We start from the raw sequence: 18771 nt of genomic DNA, 5'->3' as shown, positions 1-18771 counted from the left end.
GCCTGCTAACCAGGCAGTTCCAATTCCTGATCGGCCCAGGATGTCGGCGCGTGGCTGGTGTAGATCACCAGCCGATGGCTATCTTTGGCCTGCCTGAGCAGTTCCACGACGTGCTCGTAGCGACTCCGATCCAGCCCGGTGCAGGGTTCGTCCAGTAACAGGATCGGCGCAGGCGAGCAAAAGGCCCGCAACAGGGCAAAGCGCTGCAACTCACCACCGGACAGATCCGATGAGCAGCGCTGCAGCAGACCGGACGCCAGATCGAGTTGCTCAAGCCCCGCCTGTAGTTGCCTAGCAGAGCAAGCGCAAAGCCAGTCGCGCATCCTGATGCGCGGCAGCACGGTGGGACGCTGCTCCACATAGGTCATCAGGCGTGGGCGGACAAACGCCAGCCGGGCGGCTGGCATGCCGGCCAGATCCAGCGTGGTGCCGTCTATCTCTACTCTCAGTTGGCCGCCGCCCATGCTGCGGCTGCCCCAGATACGCGAGAGCAACGTGGATTTACCCGCCCCGGATGCCCCCCAGATATGGACGATCTGGCCGGAACCGGCTACCAGGTGGGTGGCCGGGCCTTTGAGCATGTCGCTGTAAACGCTAAGTTGCACGGTGGGCCGGTTCATCACAGCACCGCCTTGACCAGTGCCTGGGCAGTGGGGTGATCCGGCTCGGTCAACAGTCGGTCGATAACCGCCTCGCTGACGATCCGGCCCTGATCCATGACCAGCGCCCGGTCGGCAATCAGCCGGGCCAGGCGCAGGTCGTGGGTCACGAACAGCATCGAGGTGGCGCGCTCATGCTTGAGCTGCATCAGTATGTCGATGAGCGCGGCCTGGGCCACCGAGTCCAGCCCCGAGGTGGGCTCATCGAGAAACAGCACAGACGGGCCATGCACCATGGCGGCAGCAATCTGGATGCGCTGGCGCATGCCGCCGGAAAACTGGATGACTGGCTCATGTGCGCGCCCGGGCGCCAATCCCAGGCGCTCGATCCAGCTCCTGGCCTGTGTCAGCGCATCGCCGGCATGGTTCAGGCCTAGGTCGAATAGGCGCCGCGCGATATTGGCGGCGGCGCTCAGGTGCAGATCCAGGGCCTGGTGGGCATCCTGCGCGACATACCCGGTCGCGCGGCGGCGCAATTGCAGGACGGTATGGTGCTCACTGGCTCGTACATCCTGCCCCTGCAGTTGGAAAAGCGCGCAGGTGCTGGGTGCTTGTCGGCCCGACAGAACGTTGAGCAAGCTGGATTTGCCCGCCCCCGAAGGGCCGACAATGGCCAGCACCTCGCCGGGGTACAGGCACAGATCACAGTGCTTCAACACGCGCCGGTTACCCAGGTTCAGGCAGGCATCGCGCAGCTCCAGCACCGGTGGTGGCAGTTCAAACACGGGAGCGGCTCCGGCAGGCTTCGGAGTCCGAGCACACCCAGTGGGGGGCTGCGCCGGTCCCGATGTTGTCGAGGTAGTGCTCGGTGCTGCCACAGATCAGGCAGTTGCCGGGCACCTTCGGTGGTATGCAGTCCACGTCTTCGAATGCCAGGCTTTGCACCGGGCAGTAGGCGGGCAGGGCGTAAACTCGGCGTTCGCGGGCCGCGCCGAAAATCTGCGGAGCGGGCATCAGGTGCAGGCGGGCGTTGTCCATGGCCGGTACCGGCGAGGGCGACATGAGCGCGCCGCCTGCGACGACCACCGGATGGTCATAGCCCAGGCTGGCCTCGCCATGGCGCGACCACATCTCGAACAGCGCGGTGCGTACCAGCCCGTAGTCGTGGTGAGCGTGGCGCAGGCGCGCCTCGCGAGCGCTGTCGATAAAGCCGCGCAGTGGGTCAGGGCGCGGCACCTGATAAATCAACACCTGGCCTTCGCACAGCGGCATTTCGGGCACCCGCTGGCGTGTTTGGATCAGGCTGGCGGTCGCCGTTTCTCGGGTGGTTTCAATACCGGCGGTCCTGGCGAAGAAGTCGCGGATGTTAAGGGCATTGACGGTCTCGTCCGAGCCGTGGTCGGCCACCTTCAGGCGGTCGCCCGGATGCAGCAGCGCAGCGGTGATGGCCATGCCGCCGACACCCCAGCCATAGGCTATCGGCAGCTCCGGTGCGCTGAAGGGAATTTGCCGGCCCGGCAGGCACAGTGCCTTGAGGATCTTGCGACGGATTTCGCGCTTGGAGGGCTGGTCGAGATAGGCGTAGTTCATGAGTCGCTCTGGTTCTGTTCGCGGTTCGCGCTTGCCGCTTGCTGGGCGCGTATCCTTCGCAGCCGGGCGATATCGGCATCGAAGTCCGAGTAGTGCGGCAGCTTGAGATGGCTGACATAGCCCGCCGCCGCCACACCATCGCAGTGCATCAGCACATCGGCATGGGCCTGTCCGGCCTTGATGTGCTGGTCCACCACCGCCATCGCTACCGCCTTGCGCTCATTGGCGCCGAAGGCAATGCCAAAGCCGCTTTGCAAGTGTGGTGTGTCGCCAAGATTGGGTTGCAGGCTGGTGCAGATCGTCAGCGGCAAATCACCGATGGACACGCTCAGGCCGATGTCCTCCAGCTCCACCACCACCTCCACGCTGCCCATGGCCAGCTCGGCCACATAAGGATGGGCTGCCCCAGCCTTGCGCAGGCGCTCGTAGGCCAGCCCGGTCAGATAGCCTTCCTCGCCGCGCGCCAGGTGAGCCAGCCGCTCGCTGGGCGTGGCCTTGGCTGACAATGGGGTGCGGGTGATGTCCACAGGGTCTTGTGCGGCCTCCTGGGCAATCAGCTCGGCATGATCGTTCAGCGGAGACTCAAACGCTTGATCCGCGCCAACGACTGACGGCTCAAGCTCCGGACGAGGCTGTGTGGTTTCCAGCCTGAAATCCAGCAGCCGGTGGGTGTAGTCGTAAGTGGCCCCTAGGATCTGCCCGCCGGCCAGCTCTTTCTGGGTAGCCGAGATATGCCGTTGATAGCGCAGTTGCGTCAGGTCGATCGGCGCGGCCAGACCGAAATCGGGCAGACGGGCGCGGTGCGCGCGCAACAGGAAAATCGCTTCGGCCAGATCACCCTGGGCCTGCTTGAAGGCAATGGCGGCCAGGCGCGGGTCGTAGAGCCCTCCTTCGCTCATGACCCGGTCGAGTGCCAGGCCCATCTGCGCGATGATCTGGGCAATCTCGATATCGGCCAGCGATTCGTCGCCGCGCCGCGCCCGCTCCACGGCCAGGCGGGACGCCGCAACGGCCTGCTCGCCACCCTTGATCGGGACGTACATCAACGTAGCTCCAATGTCAGATGGCGGGGCAGGGCCACAACCTGACGCCCCGCGCATAATAGAAGGTCCACCCCGCACGGGTACTCGCCATGCCAGGCCTGGTGGTGTTCGATGACACCGCGCTTGAGACCGCTGACAAACAGCAGTGTGGGCTCTTTCAGGCCCGCGCCCCGGGCACCGATGCACAGCTCGCCGGGGGTGTGCAAGGCGGTTTCGGACAATGCCTCAACGCCGATCACCACTGTGGCACCCTCCTCGGGTACCTCGCGACTGCCGGTCGGAATGCTGTCAAGATCGGCCAGTGCTGGACCGGCGAACACCCACTCGGGCTGTGATGAAAGCATGGCTCCGGTGGCCAGGATTCGTTCGCACCAGGCATGGCTGCCAACACTCAAGGCAACCCGGGTCGCGGTGTCCAGCAGGCAGTCGATGCAGGCCTGCATGGCGCCTACCTCCAGTTGCTGCAGGCGAGCGGGGTAAGCAAAGGCCATCAGTAACGTGCGATAAGCTCTGGCCTGCTGGTGCTGGAACGATAAGGATGCAGATGCCTGCAAGGGGATTCTCATGAGGCACCGGAGGTCTTGGTGGTGTAAAAGTGCACGCGGGTCGCCGCTACCAGGCGCTCGCGTTCAGCCTGTTGTTCGGCGAGGCGTAGGCTTATCGGCTCCAGGCAGGCGGCGCGCTCGGTGGGCGCCATACCCTGGAACAGTGCGTCGAGGCATGCCGAGAGCTGGGCCTTGCGCAGGTCGGAGCCAAGCTGCACCGCGTAACCGCGGTGCAGCCCGATCTCGACCACGCAGCGGCTGCAGGTGGCTTCGCCAAACTGGAAGCCCACCGGCGAGCCGCTGGCCTGGGTGGTCAGGCGCAGCATGCCGGTCTCAGGTCCGGCCAGCATCCGGGGCTGCAGGTGCTGCTCCAGTTGCAGCCAGAGCTGCTCCAGCCAGGCGCAGTCAGCTCGGGACAGAAGCCCCAGCCACTGAGTGCGCTCCTGCTGTGCCATTCCACTCATGCGGCAATAACCTTGGCGTCGTAGAGCTCTTCGCTGGGCATCCTGATCAGTCGGCCACTCATCTCAAGTTTCATCTTGACCAGTGCAGCTTCCTCCTCGGGAGTGCGGTCTTGCTTGCGTGCCAACTGGATGAACTCGGGGCGCACATGACCCGGACGAATGGTGATTTCCACTGCCTTGCCACGGTATTCGAAGCGGAAGTAGTAGCGCCCGCCTGGAGATTCTTCCACGCCTTCACCCAGCGCTTTGTCAACGATATAGCGCCCTTCGGTCAGGCCTCGGGTGACGAACTCAATTGCATCGCGACCGCCGGGGCCGCCAAAGGCGGTCACGCAGCGTACTTCGCGACGTTCAGGCAGGCGGCCCTCGTCGAGCAGTGGCCAGGCGCGTTGCATCACCTTCAGTCCATGCACCACGCCGCCCGGATAGCCCGGTCCGTGGTACTTGAGCAGCTCATCGCAGGTGACGGTGAACTCTTCGCCGTTTTCCAGATAGGAAATAGCATCGTGTTTCATTGGAAGCTCCTTTGGGTTCCAGGGGAAGAAGCAGGGGTAATCCCCCGCCGGGATATCTCGTGAGGGCATTGGCAGTTCTGTTTGCGCAAGCCAAACAGCGGGAACACGGTACTTTGCTGGTACTCGCCTGCTTGCACCTGAAGGCGGCGCAAAGGCATGCCATAGAGCTGGGAGAGCTCGCTTTCGCTCAGCAGCTCGCTGGCCATGCCAAAGCGCACGTTGTCACCTTCGTGCATCAGCAGTGCCTTATCGGCCAGGTAGAGTGCGTGCTGGGGATGGTGGGTGGTGAAAATCACGGTATGGCTGCGTTGGCGACGCAGCTCGAACAGCACCCCCAACAGCAGATCCTGGTTGGCCAGGTCCAGCGCCGCGGCCGGTTCGTCCAGCACCAGCAGCTCTGCGCCGGTTGCCAGGGCTCGTGCCAGCAGTACGATCTGCCTCTCACCGCCGGAGAGGCTGCCAAAACACTGCTGAGCCAGATGCCTCGCGCCGACATGATCTAGCGCGCGCAGCGCTAGATCGTGATCATGCCGTGAGGGTACGGAGAACATCGGCAGCAACGCGGCTCGGGCCATCAGCACCACATCGATGCAGTGGTGATTTTCGCCGCCATGGTGGTGCTGCGGCACATAGCCGATCAGCCGGGGTGCCTCGCGCCGGCCTTGGGTCAGGCGCTGCGAGCCGAGCAAGGCCTTGAGCAGGGTGGTCTTGCCGCGCCCATTGGGGCCAAGAATGGCCATGGTCTCGCCTCTGGGTACGGCAAAGCTGAGATCGCGAAAGATGCAGCGTGGGCCAAAGCGCACTTCGGCCTTGCACATGCGCACGTGGATGCCGTGGTCTGTGGTGTGCATCAGAACCCCCTGCGCTTGCGTGTGCAGAGCAAATAGATGAATACCGGGGCGCCGATCAGCGCGGTCAGCACGGCCAGGGGGATTTCCGAGGCGGTCAGGCTGCGTGCCAGGGTGTCGGTAAAGACCATGAAGGACGCCCCCAGCAGCACGGTGCTCGGGTACAGGCGCATCTGGTCCTCACCCACCAGCAGGCGCGCCATGTGGGGAATGACCAGCCCCACCCAGCCCACTACGCCGGAGGCCGTCACGCAGGCGCCGATGACCAGCGAAATCAGCAGGAAAACCACTATGCGTGACTGCCCAACGCGGATACCAAAGGACCGCGCCTCGTCGTCGCCCATCGCCAGCACGGCAATGCGGAAACGCATACGATGCAGCAGGAAAATGCTCACCAGCAGTACCGGCGCGACCTGCTGGAGCTTGTCCCAGCTGGCCGAGGCAAAACTGCCCATGAGCCAGAAGACGATGGCTGGCAGGCTGCTTTCGGGGTCGGCTGCGTACTGCACCAGCGAAACCCCAGCGGCAAACAAGGCATCGATGACAATGCCTGCCAGCACGATGGCGACCAGCGTACGGCCAGCCACATTGGCAATCAGCACCACTAGAAACAGCGCGCCAAAGGCCGACAGGAAGGTCGCTCCCATCAGCAGCGGACCACTCAGCCCGGCCAGAATGGCCAGAGTGCCGCCCAGCGCCGAGCCCGACGACAGGCCCAGCACCTTGGGCGAAACCAGCGGATTGCGAAACAGGGTCTGCAAGGCTACGCCGCAGATGGCCAGCCCAGCACCGGTCAGGGCTGCCAGAAGAGTGCGCGGTAGGCGCACGTTCAGTACCACCAGCGTATCGACGCTGCCGTCTTCAAGGCCGTGCGCGGCATCCCAGAGCACCTGCAGTATCTGCCCGGTCGTCAGTGAGTAACGACCGGTGGTCAGACCCAGCAACACGGCTGATAGCAAAAGGCCTACCAGTAACGGCCAGTGCAACGTGCGCAGCAGGTTCTGGATCAGCCGTTGCGCGGGTGGGACGAGGAAATCGGTCGATGCACTCATGGCGATGAAAACACCTGGTAGCCGCGCGCTCCGGCATTCACGTCCAGGCGCAGGATGCGGTCGATATCGGCGTCCGACAGCTCAAAATCGTAGAGCAGCCTGAACCCCTGACGCAGCTCCTGACGCAGGTCGAAGGCAAAAAGCTCCGGGTGGGCGAGATTGGCCAGCCACATCCAGGTGAACGGATTTTCCGGGGAGGCGCTGTCCCAGATGTAGCCGCCCTGCGGCGTCTTGTAGATACGCTGGTGTTGCGCCGCCGACAGGTGCGACAAAATGGGGTCGTCGTACACCCTTTGCGGCAGGGCCTCGGGATCGGCTGAAGACAGCAGGATGATGTCTGGCTGCCAGGCCAGGATCTGTTCGCTGGTGACCGAGCTTTCCACCCCCAGCTCGGCGGCCACGTTCTGTGCGCCTACCAGCTCGATAAAACCGTGCTGGTAACTGTTGCGCCCAGTGGCGGTCAGGTGAGTGTTGGCCGCGCGCAGGTGCAGGATGCGCGGCATCTGCACCTCACCGGCCTTGGCCAGGGTACTGCCGATTTGCACCATGACTCGGTCACGCCAGTCGAGCAGTTGCGCCAGTTTGGGTATCTGGCCGGTAATCTCGGCAGCCATGCGCATGTTCTCGCGCGCCAGCTCTTCCGTGCCGCCGTTGCCGCCGCCGACCATCAAGGCAACCGGCAGCCCAGCATTGCGCAGAGGGGCCACGATATCGTCGCCGCGCCGGCCCCATTGGATGACCAGATCCGGCTTCAGGGCGGCGATGGCCTCGACATTGGGCAGCCAGCCGCCATTCTCGGCCAAGATGTCGCTGGTGATGGTGGCGGCTTCGGGGAACATGACATCCATCATCCCGTCTGCGAAGGCGTGTTTGGATGTCTGGTTCATGCCCACGATGCGCCGGGCGCTGCCATCCAAGGCAATCAGGGTTGCCGCAGCCGGGTTGGGCAGCGTCACGATGCGCTGCGGTTGTGCCTTGAGCGCGATTTCATTGCCCACTACATCCCTGAAGACAAGGGGTTGTGCGAGTGCGTCGGAGGCCTGGAGCAGCGCGCTGGCCAGCAAACCGGCCAAACTGAGTGTGAGATATCTGTGCACCATGTGAGCCACTTTTGCTTGATATGAGACCGAAAGTGCAGGTCTCAAATCTTGTTGATTATCATTTGCGTATAATTCTATCCCCGTTAAAAATCAAGAGAAACTTAATGATTGGAACTATTCGTGAAGTAATTTCGTACGCCAACGCGCCCGCTTATTGGTAATGCGGCGCTAGCGCCTGGCGTGGCAGGTTGGACAGACATCTAGATCGGCAGCTCGGCTCGGGTGTGTGCGTGCAGCCAAGGCAAAAAGCCCCGCAGAAAGCGCGTAGTGGCCGGCATGAAGTAGCTGCCGTGGTGGTAGCAGGGATCCAGCGAGGTAACAATCAGGCGCCCGGGCGTGGAGTGGCTGTCTTCGTAAAGCACGGAGCCGCAGCCTTCTTTGTCGATAAGCGAGCGAGCCCCTTCGGGGACGGCAAACGAGCCGTGCTGGTGCCAAGTGGCATCGGTCAAGCTGATGTAGTTGAACAGCGAGTGCTCGGGCCATACCAGGCGCAGGCCGGAGTCCGCTCCGGGGGTGAGCCACCACCAAAAGTTGGTGGGTGGACAGTCGGTCCAGCGAACCTGTGGCAGCCACTGCTGTGGGTTGGTGTTACCCATGGCTACCACGGTCTTGCCTTGCTCCAGAAACAGGGCAATGGCGTTGCGATGGCGGGCGATCAGGTCGCCGCGGGTGTCACAGCAGAACACCAGGGTGTCTGCGGCGGCGAAGTCGTCCGGGGTTAGATCGAGCACATGGCGGTGCATCTGCAAGTAAGGGGCGAACTCGGGTGTGTGCAGGGTACGGTGGTGGAAATAGGTACCCCCCTCGACAAAGCACACGCGTGCGGCGTGTGCTTTGTCGAGGCTCGTTGTGGGGTCCGCCTTCGGGAACAGCTCGGCGAGGTATCGTGCCGCCTTGCTCGTTGCAACCCCTGCACCGGGCACTGGCGTGGCGGCGGCCCATTCGTAAAACGCCTGACGCATGCCGTGCGCGGAAGGTGCGTTGCTGAAGGACAGAAAGTCGTTGCCGGCATGCGCCAGCAATTGGCCGCCGCCAGGGTATGTGTAGAGCCAGTCCAGCGGCAGGCGGGCCTGGCTGCCCAACTCGGTAAGCACCTGTGCGCCGGCTGGCGGTGGATTGAAGCCGCGGCCATAAAAGCCGGCAACCCCCTTGCGATAGGTCAGCTCACTGTTTTCGATGTCGGTGAAGATCGGGTGAGCATTAAGGTTGTATACCTGCAATCCCGCCAGGCCAGTTTCGTGCGTAGCTTTGTAGGGCTGCAGCTCATCCAGGAAGGGGTACACCACGTGCCCGTTGAAGACCAATTTCCCGCCTTGTTGCAGATAGCGCTGCAACTGCACCCTGCAGCGCAGCAGTTCGCGTTGATCGGCGTAGTTGGTGATGACGATGCAGCAAAATGCCGACAGCTCGGTGCTGGCTAGGGCATACATGGGAATGCCGAGTGAGTTGCCGTGGGGGTAGTCGGCAAACACACCGCTACGAGGTTGGTCACTGTTGAGTATCAGGGCAATGTTGCGCATGGTCGCTCGCCGCTAGAGGGGGGCTCGGCTCCAGGCCGGCACTTGGTGTTTGCACAAGCAGCCGACTCGCCTCTTGCCGGGAGCGGTGGTGCGTCTCTTGGTCTTCGGCTTCGTCACTTCTCTGTTAATAATGAGAATGAAAATCGTATTTACTTAGACGAAGTAAATGAATTCTAATGCTCGCCTTTGTCAAGTAAAACTCAATGAGTTAAACGATGCGTGAAGTAATTTCGAACCGCCTGGCATCAATATCTATCCGTGATTTGCTGCTGGTCGAGGCCGTGGCTCAGCAACGCAGCTTTCGTCTGGCAGCCGAAACGATGGAGATTTCCACTTCCGGACTGTCTTACCAGGTCAGGAAGGTCGAGGAGGTTCTAGGCGGGGCTATCTTCGAGCGAGGCAGCAAGACCACGCCCACCGTCTACGGGCAAGTGGTGCTGGATGAAATAGCGGCAATTCTGGAGGGGATTACCCGTCTGGAGGCGCTGCGCGATGACTCGGCAACACCTTTTGGCCAAGCGCTTCGGTTGGGCGTCATCTCCTCCCTGGCCCCGCTGGATTTACTGCAAATCCTGATGCTGTGCCGCGAACACTCGGCACAGACACGGGTGGAGATCGTCTGCGGTATGCATCAAGGGCTGCTACGCCGGCTACTCAACCGCGAGATCGACATTCTGGTCACGGCCGGACAGGATATTCCCGATGGCCTAGGGTACGCCGAGCTCTTTCGCGAAGGTTTTGTGCTACTTACCCGTTCAGATCAAGAGATTCCTCAATTGGAGCCGGTTTTTTCTTCCGGGCTCGGGCTGCTGCCGCTGAATGAGGACGACTTTGTGCCGCCGGGAGTCGCACAAGGCTTGGAGCCTTTGCTGACCTCCGGCCTGGCACGGGCATTTGGCCTAAGTGTTGGGCACCGCATTGCACTCGTCTGTGAGGGCTATGGCCATGCACTGCTGCCGCACGGATGGGTGAAAAGCATGCCGTTGCCGCCAAATCTAACTTTGATCCCGCTGCCCGAGAACCTGTCCGGGGAGAGGGTGCTGGGCTGTATTTGGCGCCAGTCCTTCCCCTTGGGGCCGGAGATCGCGAGCAAGTTGTGCAGTCTCAGATTCGGTGGGTGCGCCTGACGTCGTTCGATGAGCGCTTCGACCTGCCGGGACGGTGTCGTCCGGGGCGCAAGGAGTGATTGTGCAGATGAAAATGAGTTGGGAGTTACTGCAAGCTGTGTTGGCGTTGTGTGGGAGCTGCAAGGATAAATATTTGTTCTTATAGAACAATTGGTTAGTTTATTTTCGGGTCGCCTTAAGGATGACGAACTTCGGCGTCGCCGCGACCTGCTCGACCTGGCCGAACAGCCGCTTGAGCTTGAGGTGGTAGCCCAGGTGGCGGTTGCCGACGATCCACAGTTCGCCACCTTTGCCCTAGCACCGACTTAGGCTGGGGGTGTATTAGCACAAGGGCTTTGAAAAACGCCTTGTCTTCAGGTGTGAAAATAGGCTCAAGCACGCCAGTAGTTCTGTTTCGAAGGGTGAAATGTCCGTCAACGAGCAGGCGCCCTGCACATTTCTCTTGAATCCGGCGCAACTCGTGAATGGACTGTTCACGCACGGCGCGGCGCCGCTCAGGAGCCCAGCCGTCAAGATCATGTACGGATGATGGCGCAATAATCGTTTTAACGATGGATGAGCCCGTTACTTGCGTGTCCCGCATTTCACGCTCCACATGCGCGCGAAGCAGGGTAGTTTTGCCTGCCCCAGGAATACCACCAACACAGATCGCAACTCTCTTGGAAATAACCTCCGCGTATTGGCTCATACGATTCTTGCTTCCGCACTTCGAATCTCTGCATCCAACCAGTCGATAGCCCTCGCTTCTAATCGGGGAATACGATCATCCGGCTGTACTCCGGCTGGAACTAACTCAAGCCCCATCATAGGTGTACAGGTTGCACACGCAGGCAAAAACAGTATCCGGTTCATATACGCACGCACATCATCAAGCGTGGTCCCAGCGGTGATGGCCAGCCCCTCATCGTCCCTTGACAGTTTTGCGATTCGAGAGCAAATGAAAAGCCGGCCGCGCTCGACCGTGGCACAGTGGCGCCGATACCAGCAATCATCAAACATTGCTTGGGCTTGCTCATCTGAGACTTCGCGTTCATCGCTCCAGGGATCCCAGCCCTCGTCATTCATCCGGAAAATAAGTTCCACATGGGGTGCGACAAGGGAAATCCACGTGCGATAACGATCGAGAATCGTGCCGCCCAGGCCATAGACACTGACGCTCAAGCGATCGATATGCTGTAACGAGGTCTTGGTCAGCCCGCGCGGCGTCAGGCCATTGGTGACTACCTCCAAGTGCTCCGCAATGCCAACTGCGGAAAATCTCGCCAATGCACGCTCCAGCAAGCGCCCATCGATAGTCGGTTCTCCCCCTAGGACAGCTAAGCTCTGAACTCTGACGCCCGCCTTGAAAAGGTTTGCAAGTGTCTCGGCGAGTTCAGCTACAGGCTCACCAATGGATGGCAAGGGCTGTTTGGGAACCAGGAACCCACAATGAGCGCAAGCTAGAGTACAACGTGAAGTTATCGATATCTCCAGCTCTCGAATATGAAATGTCTCTTCCATTAGCTCCATCATGGAGACTCCAAACATCCAAATAATACCGTGCCGTCCAGCACGAAATTCAGGCCAGTGCTCATCCGCCCTTTCAGCCGATCATACATCACCGTTAAAAGACGCAGACCTGTTCGCTCGTTCCGTGAGCTGGAAGGAGACAGCCACGAGGGTCTGCTATTGGCCGGAAGCAGTCGTCTAAAACGTACTTGTTCCGTCTGTCATTATTGAGCGGCAGCATTCGATGTAGCTAGTGCTGCCTTCTTCCATGCATCCAGCATGTCAGCCCATTTCTGCATCATTTCTGCCCGATCACTTAGGTACTCAGCATGGTTGTAGGTGCGGCGAACTGCATTGGGTTCGATGTGGGCGAGCTGCCTTTCGATCCAGTCAGCTGAGAAGCCCATTTCATTCAGTCGGGTACTGCCTGTCGTGCGCGTGGCATGCGGGCTGTACTTGCCGGCCCAGCCCAAGACGTTAAGCATCTGGCGAAATGATGCGGAAACCATTGGCCGAGTACGTACGTCTCGGTGCGGAAAGACATGGGTGTATTTTCCGGTAATGGCATGAAGGCCTCGCAGCATTTCTACCGCTTGCTGGGGCAGGGGATTCGTATGCTCCTTGCGCTTTTTCATCCGCTCGGCAGGGATTTTCCAAAGCGCCTTTTCTAGGTCGAATTCCGACCATTGAGCTTCTACTGCTTCGCTTGGGCGGCACAGAGTCAGCCACATAAGGCGGAACGCGCAGAGCGTTTCGTGGCGCCCGCCGTGGGATTCGACATCGTGCAGTAGCTGGCCAATTTCATCTGTGGATAGTGGGCGCTTGTGCTGCGTCTTGTTGGCTGGGAGCGCTTTGCGAACCGGATGCACAGGGTCGCTGGTGGCGCGCAGCGTCGAGATCGCCAATTCGAACACGCCAGTCATGGTTCGCTTTGCCTCAGCGGCAACGGACGGCCCATTGTCCTGGGCTGCTCCTTTGAGCACCTCAAGAATGTGGGCGGGGGTGATGGCCTTGATCGGCTGGCTGCCGATCTTTGGAAAGACAACTCGCTCCAGCATTCTGAGTCGCCTGGATTTTGTGATGTCCTCCCAATCCTTCAGAGCCAACCACTCTTTCGCGACCGCTTCAAAGGTGATGGCCTTTTCGTAGTCGCGTTTGACTCGCTCTTGCTGGCGGTGATGGGCTGGATTGATGCCTTGTACGACCAGTGAGCGTGCTTTGATGCGCTCTTCTCTGGCTTCCGAAAGAGTAAATCGACGCCCTTTGCGGCGGTCCTCCGTCTGCTCAGGCGTTTCGCCCTTTGGAGCGATCACGTAATCCCCGATGGCGAACACGCTTTCTTTCTTGGCACCAGCGTCGCTTAGCTCGAATCTATAGCGCCATGCCTTGACCCCGTTGGGCTTCACCTCAAGGTAGAGCCCATTTCCGTCAGTCATTTTGTAGGGCTTTTCCTTCGGCTTTGCGGTACGGCACGCAGTGTCAGTAAGCGGCATGACTGCTCCTTTCTAGCTGTACCCGGTTAATGGGGTGGGTACGTTTTCGCTGTACCCGGTAGCGTACCCGGTTGTTCAGTAGATCGCATAGAGGTTTGATGGACGCTGCTGGATAAGAAAAACCCCTTGAGGCGGCATTCCTCAAGGGGTTTAGTGTCCATTAAGATCCGAGAGGATCTAAGTTTCTGTTCAGACGTTGAAGCGAAAGTGCATCACGTCGCCGTCCTTGACGATGTATTCCTTGCCTTCCAGGCGCCACTTGCCCGCTTCCTTGGCGCCGGCTTCGCCCTTGTACTGGATGAAGTCGTCATAGGCGATGACTTCGGCGCGGATAAAGCCTTTCTCGAAGTCGGTGTGGATCACGGCGGCGGCCTGCGGAGCGGTGGCGCCGATCCTGACCGTCCAGGCCCGGACTTCCTTCACCCCGGCGGTGAAGTAGGTCTGCAGGTTGAGCAGCTGGTAGCCGGCGCGGATCACGCGGTTGAGGCCCGGCTCGTCCATGCCCATGGTCTCGAGGAACATCTGCATCTCTTCCAGATCGTCCAGTTCGGCTATCTCGGCCTCGATCTTGTTGCACACCGGCACGACGATGGCGCCTTCTTCCTCGGCGATGGAGTTGACCACGTCCAGGTGCGGGTTGTTCTCGAAGCCATCCTCGGCGACGTTGGCGATGTACATCACCGGCTTGGTGGTCAGCAGGTGGAAGGTCTTGGCCAGGCGCTTCTCTTCGTCGCTGAAGTTCTTCAGCAGGCTGCGCGCCGGCTTGCCTTCGGTGAGGTGTGGGATCAGCTTCTCCAGCAGCGCCTTCTGCGCCACCGCTTCCTTGTCGCCGCCCTTGGCGGTACGGGCGACGCGCTGCAGCTGCTTCTCGCAGCTGTCGAGGTCGGCCATGATCAGCTCGAGGTCGATGATCTCGATGTCACGCTTGGGATCGACGCTGTTGGCGACGTGGATGACGTTCTCGTCCTCGAAGCAGCGCACCACATGGGCGATGGCATCGGTCTCGCGGATATTGGCGAGGAACTTGTTGCCCAGGCCTTCACCCTTCGAGGCGCCGGCGACCAGGCCGGCGATGTCGACGAACTCCATGGTGGTCGGAATCACCCGCTCCGGCTTGACGATGGCCGCCAGCGCGTCGAGACGCGGATCGGGCATCGGCACGATGCCGCTGTTCGGCTCGATGGTGCAGAAGGGGAAGTTCTCCGCCGCGATGCCGGATTTGGTCAGGGCGTTGAACAGGGTGGACTTGCCGACGTTGGGCAGACCGACGATGCCGCAGTTGAATCCCATGGTGATCTTGCCTCGGAGTTAGGTTCAGGCCTTCTGGCTGTGCAGGCGCTGCATCGCGCGGGTCCAGTCGCCGGCCAGGATTTCCGGCACGACATCCAGTGCGAAGTCGATGCTGGCATCGAGCTTCTCGCGTTCGGCCTGCGGCGCCCGCCCCAGTACATAGCCACTGACCAGGCTGGCGTGGCCCGGATGGCCGATACCCAGGCGCAGGCGATGAAAGCTGTTCTGGTTGCCGAGCTTGGCGATGATGTCGCGCAGCCCGTTGTGCCCGCCATGACCGCCGCCCTGCTTGAGCTTGGCGACGCCGGGGGGCATGTCGAGTTCATCGTGGGCGACCAGGATGGACTCGGGAGGAATTCGGAAAAAGCCGGCCAGTGCCGCCACCGCCTGACCGCTGCGGTTCATGTAGGTGGTGGGGATGAGCAGGCGGATGTCTTCACCCTGATGGCTGAACTTGCCGACCAGGCCGAAGTACTTGCGATCGTTGCTGAGCGAGACGCCCTCGCGGGCCGCCAGACGCTCAACGAAAAGGGCCCCCGCGTTATGCCGGGTCTGGTCGTATTCAGGGCCTGGATTTCCCAGGCCGACGATCAGTTTTACGGCAGTCACGACGGGGGCCCCTTCTTCGGCTAGACGAGTGGATTACTCGGCAGCGCCTTCTTCTTTCGGAGCGTCTTCCTTGCTCACGCGCGGGGCGTGAACGTTGGCAACCGGCAGGTCGCTGCCGTGGGCCAGGGAAACCAGCTCAACGCCTTTCGGCAGCTTGATGTCGGTCATGTGCAGAACCTGGCCGACTTCGACGTTGGCCATGTCGACTTCGATGAATTCCGGCAGGTCTTGCGGCAGGCAGGAAACTTCGACTTCGTTCAGGTTGTGCAGGATTTCGCCACCTTGCTGCTTCACGCCAACCGAGGTTTCCTGGTTGATGAAGTGCAGGGGTACGGTAGCGGTCAGCTTGTGGCCGGCAACGACGCGAACGAAGTCGGCGTGCAGAACGAAGCTCTTGGCCGGATGACGCTGCAGCGCCTTGATCAGAACGGATTCGTTCTGGCCGTCGACGTTCAGGCTCAGCACGTGGCTGAAGGAGGCTTCGTTTTCCAGCAGCTTGGCCAGATCTTTGGCCAGGATGCTGATGGACTGCGGGGCCTTGTCGCCACCATAGATGACGGCCGGAACCAGGGCAGCGTTACGACGCAGGCGGCGGCTCGCACCTTTCCCCAGGTCGGAACGCACTTGGGCATTCAGGGTGAAATCGGTCATTTCGTTTCTCCAGTAACAACATTACCCGTCGCGCTTGCGACCAGCGCTCGGGCTGTTGGGCAAAAAGCCCCGCGCGAGGCGGGGCACATTACGTTCAGTTCGATTTCCGCAGCTTGCGCTTAGCGGAACATCGCGCTGATCGATTCGGCATTGCTGATGCGGCGTACCGCTTCAGCCACCACTGGCGCGATGTCCAGCTGGCGAATTCGGGTGCACGACTGAGCGGCGGCCGACAGCGGGATGGTGTTGGTCACCACCAGCTCGTCGAGCACGGAGCCTTCGATGTTCTCGATGGCGCGACCGGACAGGATCGGGTGCGTGCAGTAGGCGTAGACCTTAGCAGCGCCATGGTCCTTCAGCGCCTTGGCTGCATGGCAGAGGGTGCCGGCGGTATCGACCATGTCATCGACGAGGATGCAGGTACGGCCTTCGATATCACCGATGATGTGCATCACTTCGGACTGGTTGGCTTTCGGCCGACGCTTGTCGATGATCGCCAGGTCGACGCCGAGGGATTTGGCCACGGCACGGGCGCGGACCACACCACCGATGTCGGGGGAGACGATCATCAGGTTCTCGAAGCGCTGGGCCTGGATGTCGTCGACCAGGACCGGCGAGCCGTAGATGTTGTCTACCGGCATGTCGAAGAAGCCCTGGATCTGATCGGCGTGCAGGTCGACGGTCAGGACGCGGTTGACGCCGACGACGTCGAGCATGTCGGCCACGACCTTGGCGCTGATCGGCACACGGGCCGAGCGCGGACGGCGGTCCTGGCGGGCATAGCCGAAGTAGGGGATCACGGCGGTGATGCGCGAAGCCGAGGAGCGGCGGAAGGCATCGGCCAGCACCACCAGCTCCATCAGGTTATCGTTGGTCGGTGCGCAGGTCGGCTGGATCAGGAAGACGTCCTTGCCGCGAACGTTCTCGTTGATCTCGACACTGATTTCACCGTCGGAGAATTTCCCGACATAGGCGTCACCGAGGGGGATATGCAGCTGACGTACGACACGCCGGGCCAGATCGGGGTTGGCGTTCCCCGTGAAGACCATCATCTTGGACACGCGCAGTACCTGCCTGAGGGTGGGTCCGATGAATAAAAAGCTGTTCAAAAGGCGAGCTCTTGAACAGCTTCAAGTGTATGGCAGGGGCGGCTGGATTCGAACCAACGCATGCCAGGATCAAAACCTGGTGCCTTACCGCTTGGCGACGCCCCTGTAGGGTCAACTTCTAGTGCGCTGATCGTACGAACCTTGGGAGGTTATGGCAGGGGCGGCTGGATTCGAACCAACGCATGCCAGGATCAAAACCTGGTGCCTTACCGCTTGGCGACGCCCCTGTATCGTACAACCCTTGTGCTACGCACTCGCTTCCTGTGCCATCTGTTCCAGGCTTCGGTGCAACATCGAGACGTTACGACCGCGGGCCACGAAACTCGGCAAAGTGGCTGGAAGTTGGCGGCGGACTTTATCAGCCTCGCCCTCGTTTGGGAAGCTCCCAAACACACAAGCTCCAGTGCCGGTCATCCTTGCCTGAACGAATTTGTTCAACAAGCTCAAAGCGTTACGAACTTCCGGATAACGCTTCTCGACCACCGGCTGACAGTCGTTATGACCGCCCCCTGCAAGAAGGCTGCGAACTGTAATGGCCGGGGTATTACGTGTCAACTCCGGGTCGGCAAATATTTCCGCTGTACTAACAGAGACTTGCGGCGCTATGACGAGGAACCAGGGTTCGGCCAGATCGACCGGTTGCAGGCGCTCGCCGACCCCCTCGGCGAAGGCCGCGCGACCGCGAACGAACACCGGTACATCGGCCCCCAGACTCAGGCCCAGCTCGGCCAGGCGGTCCTCGCCAAGCCCGGTATTCCACAGATGGTCGAGGCCGAGCAGGCTGGTGGCGGCATCCGAGCTGCCGCCACCGATCCCGCCGCCCATGGGCAGGCGCTTGGTCAGCTGGATGTCGGCCCCCAGGGTGCAGCCGCTTTCTCGTTGCAGCAGGCGTGCGGCGCGAACGATCAGGTTGCTGTCGTGATCGACGCCCGGCAATTCGGTCAACAGGCGGATCTGCCCATCCTCCCGCAAGCGGAAGCTGAGCTCGTCACCGTAGTCGAGGAACTGGAACAGGGTCTGCAACTCGTGATAGCCATCGGCACGACGCCCGGTGATGTGCAGCATCAGGTTGAGTTTGGCCGGTGCCGGCAGGGTCAGCATCTGCATTCAGCGGCCCAGCTGGCGCGGTTGCCAGTCCTTGACCACCAGGGTGATCTGCAGGTCGTGCCCTTCCAGGCGGATGCGCTCGGGCAGGGTGAAGCCGTTGTGCTCGGCGTAGGCCAGGTAGTTAACCTGCCAGCCGTCCTGCTCCAGACGCGCCAGCCGGCTGTCGCTGTCCAGACTCAGGCGGCTGCGGCTGTCCGGCGCGGGTAGGCCGCGTACCCACCAGAGCAGGTGCGATACCGGCAGTTGCCAGCCGAGCTGGGCCTCGACCAGCGCTTCCGGGGAGTCCGCCTCGAAGCGGCCCTGGCCGGCCACTTCCAGTGACACGGCATCCGGTCGGCCGGTCAGACGGGTGGCGCCGCGGCCAAGCGGGCCGGACAGGCGGATATCGAAGTAGTCCTGGCGTTGCAGCCAGAACAGCGTGCCGCTGCCGGATTCCTGCGGCGCGCGGATGCCGATCTTGCCGCTGATCTGCCAGCCGTCGAGGGTCTCGATCTGGCTGCGGTGCTCCTTCCAGGCCGCCGCGTTGCCGGGGCCTTCGACCGATTCGCGCGGGCCCATGCCGGCACAACCAGCGAGCAGCAGGGCCAGGCAGGGGGCGGCGAGTTTTTGCAGTAGGGACAT

At 61.5% G+C, this 18771-nt stretch carries 20 protein-coding genes, 2 tRNA genes and 2 pseudogenes; 1 reads left to right on the top strand and 23 read right to left on the bottom strand.

Annotated elements, in window-relative coordinates; all coding sequences use genetic code 11:
• Positions 1-5: 5 nt before the first annotated feature.
• The 11 genes from NAO55_RS19300 to NAO55_RS19250 form a co-directional block, all read right to left on the bottom strand.
• The gene (locus NAO55_RS19300) at positions 6-620 is read right to left on the bottom strand and encodes an ABC transporter ATP-binding protein (protein WP_058063313.1); all 615 of its coding nucleotides are present in this window, start codon (positions 618-620) and stop codon (positions 6-8) included.
• Positions 620-1384, bottom strand: coding sequence for an ATP-binding cassette domain-containing protein (locus NAO55_RS19295; protein ID WP_017679329.1), 765 nt, complete (start codon positions 1382-1384; stop codon positions 620-622). Before NAO55_RS19295 ends, NAO55_RS19300 begins: the two co-directional genes overlap by 1 nt.
• Positions 1377-2189 (bottom strand): alpha-D-ribose 1-methylphosphonate 5-phosphate C-P-lyase PhnJ, encoded by an 813-nt coding sequence (locus tag NAO55_RS19290; protein WP_047234949.1) that lies wholly within the window; start codon positions 2187-2189, stop codon positions 1377-1379. Before NAO55_RS19290 ends, NAO55_RS19295 begins: the two co-directional genes overlap by 8 nt.
• Positions 2186-3232 (bottom strand): carbon-phosphorus lyase complex subunit PhnI, encoded by a 1047-nt coding sequence (locus NAO55_RS19285; protein ID WP_058063314.1) that lies wholly within the window; start codon positions 3230-3232, stop codon positions 2186-2188. The genes NAO55_RS19290 and NAO55_RS19285 overlap by 4 nt, the downstream gene beginning before the upstream one ends.
• Positions 3232-3786: a phosphonate C-P lyase system protein PhnH gene (locus tag NAO55_RS19280; protein ID WP_227513163.1), complete on the bottom strand. Its 555-nt coding sequence runs from the start codon at positions 3784-3786 to the stop codon at positions 3232-3234. Before NAO55_RS19280 ends, NAO55_RS19285 begins: the two co-directional genes overlap by 1 nt.
• Positions 3787-3794: 8 nt before the next feature.
• On the bottom strand, positions 3795-4241 hold the full coding sequence (phnG, locus tag NAO55_RS19275; RefSeq protein WP_197687382.1) for a phosphonate C-P lyase system protein PhnG: 447 nt from the start codon (positions 4239-4241) through the stop codon (positions 3795-3797).
• Complete coding sequence (locus NAO55_RS19270) at positions 4238-4756, bottom strand: hypothetical protein (protein ID WP_017679334.1); 519 nt, start codon at positions 4754-4756, stop codon at positions 4238-4240. The genes phnG and NAO55_RS19270 overlap by 4 nt, the downstream gene beginning before the upstream one ends.
• Positions 4753-5607: an ABC transporter ATP-binding protein gene (locus NAO55_RS19265; RefSeq protein ID WP_017679335.1), complete on the bottom strand. Its 855-nt coding sequence runs from the start codon at positions 5605-5607 to the stop codon at positions 4753-4755. Before NAO55_RS19265 ends, NAO55_RS19270 begins: the two co-directional genes overlap by 4 nt.
• The gene (locus tag NAO55_RS19260) at positions 5607-6656 is read right to left on the bottom strand and encodes a FecCD family ABC transporter permease (protein WP_082643946.1); all 1050 of its coding nucleotides are present in this window, start codon (positions 6654-6656) and stop codon (positions 5607-5609) included. The genes NAO55_RS19265 and NAO55_RS19260 overlap by 1 nt, the downstream gene beginning before the upstream one ends.
• Positions 6653-7720 (bottom strand): ABC transporter substrate-binding protein, encoded by a 1068-nt coding sequence (locus NAO55_RS19255; protein WP_232244567.1) that lies wholly within the window; start codon positions 7718-7720, stop codon positions 6653-6655. The genes NAO55_RS19260 and NAO55_RS19255 overlap by 4 nt, the downstream gene beginning before the upstream one ends.
• 236 nt (positions 7721-7956) lie before the next feature.
• Positions 7957-9276, bottom strand: a complete 1320-nt coding sequence (locus NAO55_RS19250; protein ID WP_197932484.1) for a hypothetical protein — start codon at positions 9274-9276, stop codon at positions 7957-7959.
• A gap of 215 nt (positions 9277-9491) precedes the next feature.
• Here NAO55_RS19250 and NAO55_RS19245 point away from each other — a divergent pair, with 215 nt between their 5' ends.
• On the top strand, positions 9492-10403 hold the full coding sequence (locus tag NAO55_RS19245) for a LysR family transcriptional regulator (RefSeq protein ID WP_102839739.1): 912 nt from the start codon (positions 9492-9494) through the stop codon (positions 10401-10403).
• Positions 10404-10562: 159 nt separating this feature from the next.
• Here the strand turns inward: NAO55_RS19245 and NAO55_RS19240 are convergent.
• The 12 genes and pseudogenes from NAO55_RS19240 to lolB form a co-directional block, all read right to left on the bottom strand.
• Positions 10563-10694: pseudogene (locus tag NAO55_RS19240) on the bottom strand (methyltransferase); the annotation flags it as partial.
• Between the two features lie 40 nt (positions 10695-10734).
• Positions 10735-10986, bottom strand: a pseudogene (locus tag NAO55_RS21000) (hypothetical protein); the annotation flags it as partial.
• Between the two features lie 101 nt (positions 10987-11087).
• Positions 11088-11915, bottom strand: coding sequence for a radical SAM family protein (locus NAO55_RS19235; protein WP_058063318.1), 828 nt, complete (start codon positions 11913-11915; stop codon positions 11088-11090).
• Positions 11916-12115: 200 nt separating this feature from the next.
• Positions 12116-13384 (bottom strand): tyrosine-type recombinase/integrase, encoded by a 1269-nt coding sequence (locus NAO55_RS19230; RefSeq protein ID WP_093472349.1) that lies wholly within the window; start codon positions 13382-13384, stop codon positions 12116-12118.
• A gap of 189 nt (positions 13385-13573) precedes the next feature.
• Positions 13574-14674: a redox-regulated ATPase YchF gene (gene ychF / locus NAO55_RS19225; protein ID WP_102839740.1), complete on the bottom strand. Its 1101-nt coding sequence runs from the start codon at positions 14672-14674 to the stop codon at positions 13574-13576.
• Positions 14675-14698: 24 nt separating this feature from the next.
• Positions 14699-15283, bottom strand: coding sequence for an aminoacyl-tRNA hydrolase (gene pth / locus NAO55_RS19220; protein ID WP_014597511.1), 585 nt, complete (start codon positions 15281-15283; stop codon positions 14699-14701).
• Between the two features lie 33 nt (positions 15284-15316).
• Complete coding sequence (locus NAO55_RS19215) at positions 15317-15934, bottom strand: 50S ribosomal protein L25/general stress protein Ctc (RefSeq protein ID WP_013983773.1); 618 nt, start codon at positions 15932-15934, stop codon at positions 15317-15319.
• 119 nt (positions 15935-16053) lie between these two features.
• Entirely contained in the window at positions 16054-16995 is a 942-nt protein-coding gene (locus NAO55_RS19210) for a ribose-phosphate pyrophosphokinase (protein WP_003294564.1), read from the bottom strand.
• A 78-nt stretch (positions 16996-17073) separates the two neighbouring features.
• Positions 17074-17148: transfer RNA gene (locus tag NAO55_RS19205), tRNA-Gln, on the bottom strand.
• 47 nt (positions 17149-17195) lie between these two features.
• Positions 17196-17270: transfer RNA gene (locus NAO55_RS19200), tRNA-Gln, on the bottom strand.
• A 19-nt stretch (positions 17271-17289) separates the two neighbouring features.
• The gene (gene ispE, locus NAO55_RS19195; protein ID WP_102839741.1) at positions 17290-18150 is read right to left on the bottom strand and encodes a 4-(cytidine 5'-diphospho)-2-C-methyl-D-erythritol kinase; all 861 of its coding nucleotides are present in this window, start codon (positions 18148-18150) and stop codon (positions 17290-17292) included.
• Entirely contained in the window at positions 18151-18771 is a 621-nt protein-coding gene (lolB, locus tag NAO55_RS19190) for a lipoprotein insertase outer membrane protein LolB (RefSeq protein ID WP_102839742.1), read from the bottom strand.

The sequence above is a fragment of the Stutzerimonas frequens genome, from assembly GCF_024448335.1.
GTDB classification, from domain to species: Bacteria; Pseudomonadota; Gammaproteobacteria; order Pseudomonadales; family Pseudomonadaceae; genus Stutzerimonas; species Stutzerimonas frequens.
This window is presented reverse-complemented; position numbering and strand designations above follow the sequence as displayed.

Bases quoted from the DNA above. Each gene is read 5' to 3' on its own strand.
- NAO55_RS19300 (WP_058063313.1), bottom strand. From the start codon at position 620: ATGAACCGGCCCACCGTGCAACTTAGCGTTTACAGCGACATGCTCAAA.
- NAO55_RS19290 (WP_047234949.1), bottom strand. From the start codon at position 2,189: ATGAACTACGCCTATCTCGACCAGCCCTCCAAGCGCGAAATCCGTCGC.
- NAO55_RS19285 (WP_058063314.1), bottom strand. From the start codon at position 3,232: ATGTACGTCCCGATCAAGGGTGGCGAGCAGGCCGTTGCGGCGTCCCGC.
- phnG (WP_197687382.1), bottom strand. From the start codon at position 4,241: ATGAGTGGAATGGCACAGCAGGAGCGCACTCAGTGGCTGGGGCTTCTG.
- NAO55_RS19270 (WP_017679334.1), bottom strand. From the start codon at position 4,756: ATGAAACACGATGCTATTTCCTATCTGGAAAACGGCGAAGAGTTCACC.
- NAO55_RS19265 (WP_017679335.1), bottom strand. From the start codon at position 5,607: ATGCACACCACAGACCACGGCATCCACGTGCGCATGTGCAAGGCCGAA.
- NAO55_RS19260 (WP_082643946.1), bottom strand. From the start codon at position 6,656: ATGAGTGCATCGACCGATTTCCTCGTCCCACCCGCGCAACGGCTGATC.
- NAO55_RS19250 (WP_197932484.1), bottom strand. From the start codon at position 9,276: ATGCGCAACATTGCCCTGATACTCAACAGTGACCAACCTCGTAGCGGT.
- NAO55_RS19245 (WP_102839739.1), top strand. From the start codon at position 9,492: ATGCGTGAAGTAATTTCGAACCGCCTGGCATCAATATCTATCCGTGAT.
- NAO55_RS19235 (WP_058063318.1), bottom strand. From the start codon at position 11,915: ATGATGGAGCTAATGGAAGAGACATTTCATATTCGAGAGCTGGAGATA.
- NAO55_RS19230 (WP_093472349.1), bottom strand. From the start codon at position 13,384: ATGCCGCTTACTGACACTGCGTGCCGTACCGCAAAGCCGAAGGAAAAG.
- ychF (WP_102839740.1), bottom strand. From the start codon at position 14,674: ATGGGATTCAACTGCGGCATCGTCGGTCTGCCCAACGTCGGCAAGTCC.
- NAO55_RS19215 (WP_013983773.1), bottom strand. From the start codon at position 15,934: ATGACCGATTTCACCCTGAATGCCCAAGTGCGTTCCGACCTGGGGAAA.
- ispE (WP_102839741.1), bottom strand. From the start codon at position 18,150: ATGCAGATGCTGACCCTGCCGGCACCGGCCAAACTCAACCTGATGCTG.
- lolB (WP_102839742.1), bottom strand. From the start codon at position 18,771: ATGTCCCTACTGCAAAAACTCGCCGCCCCCTGCCTGGCCCTGCTGCTC.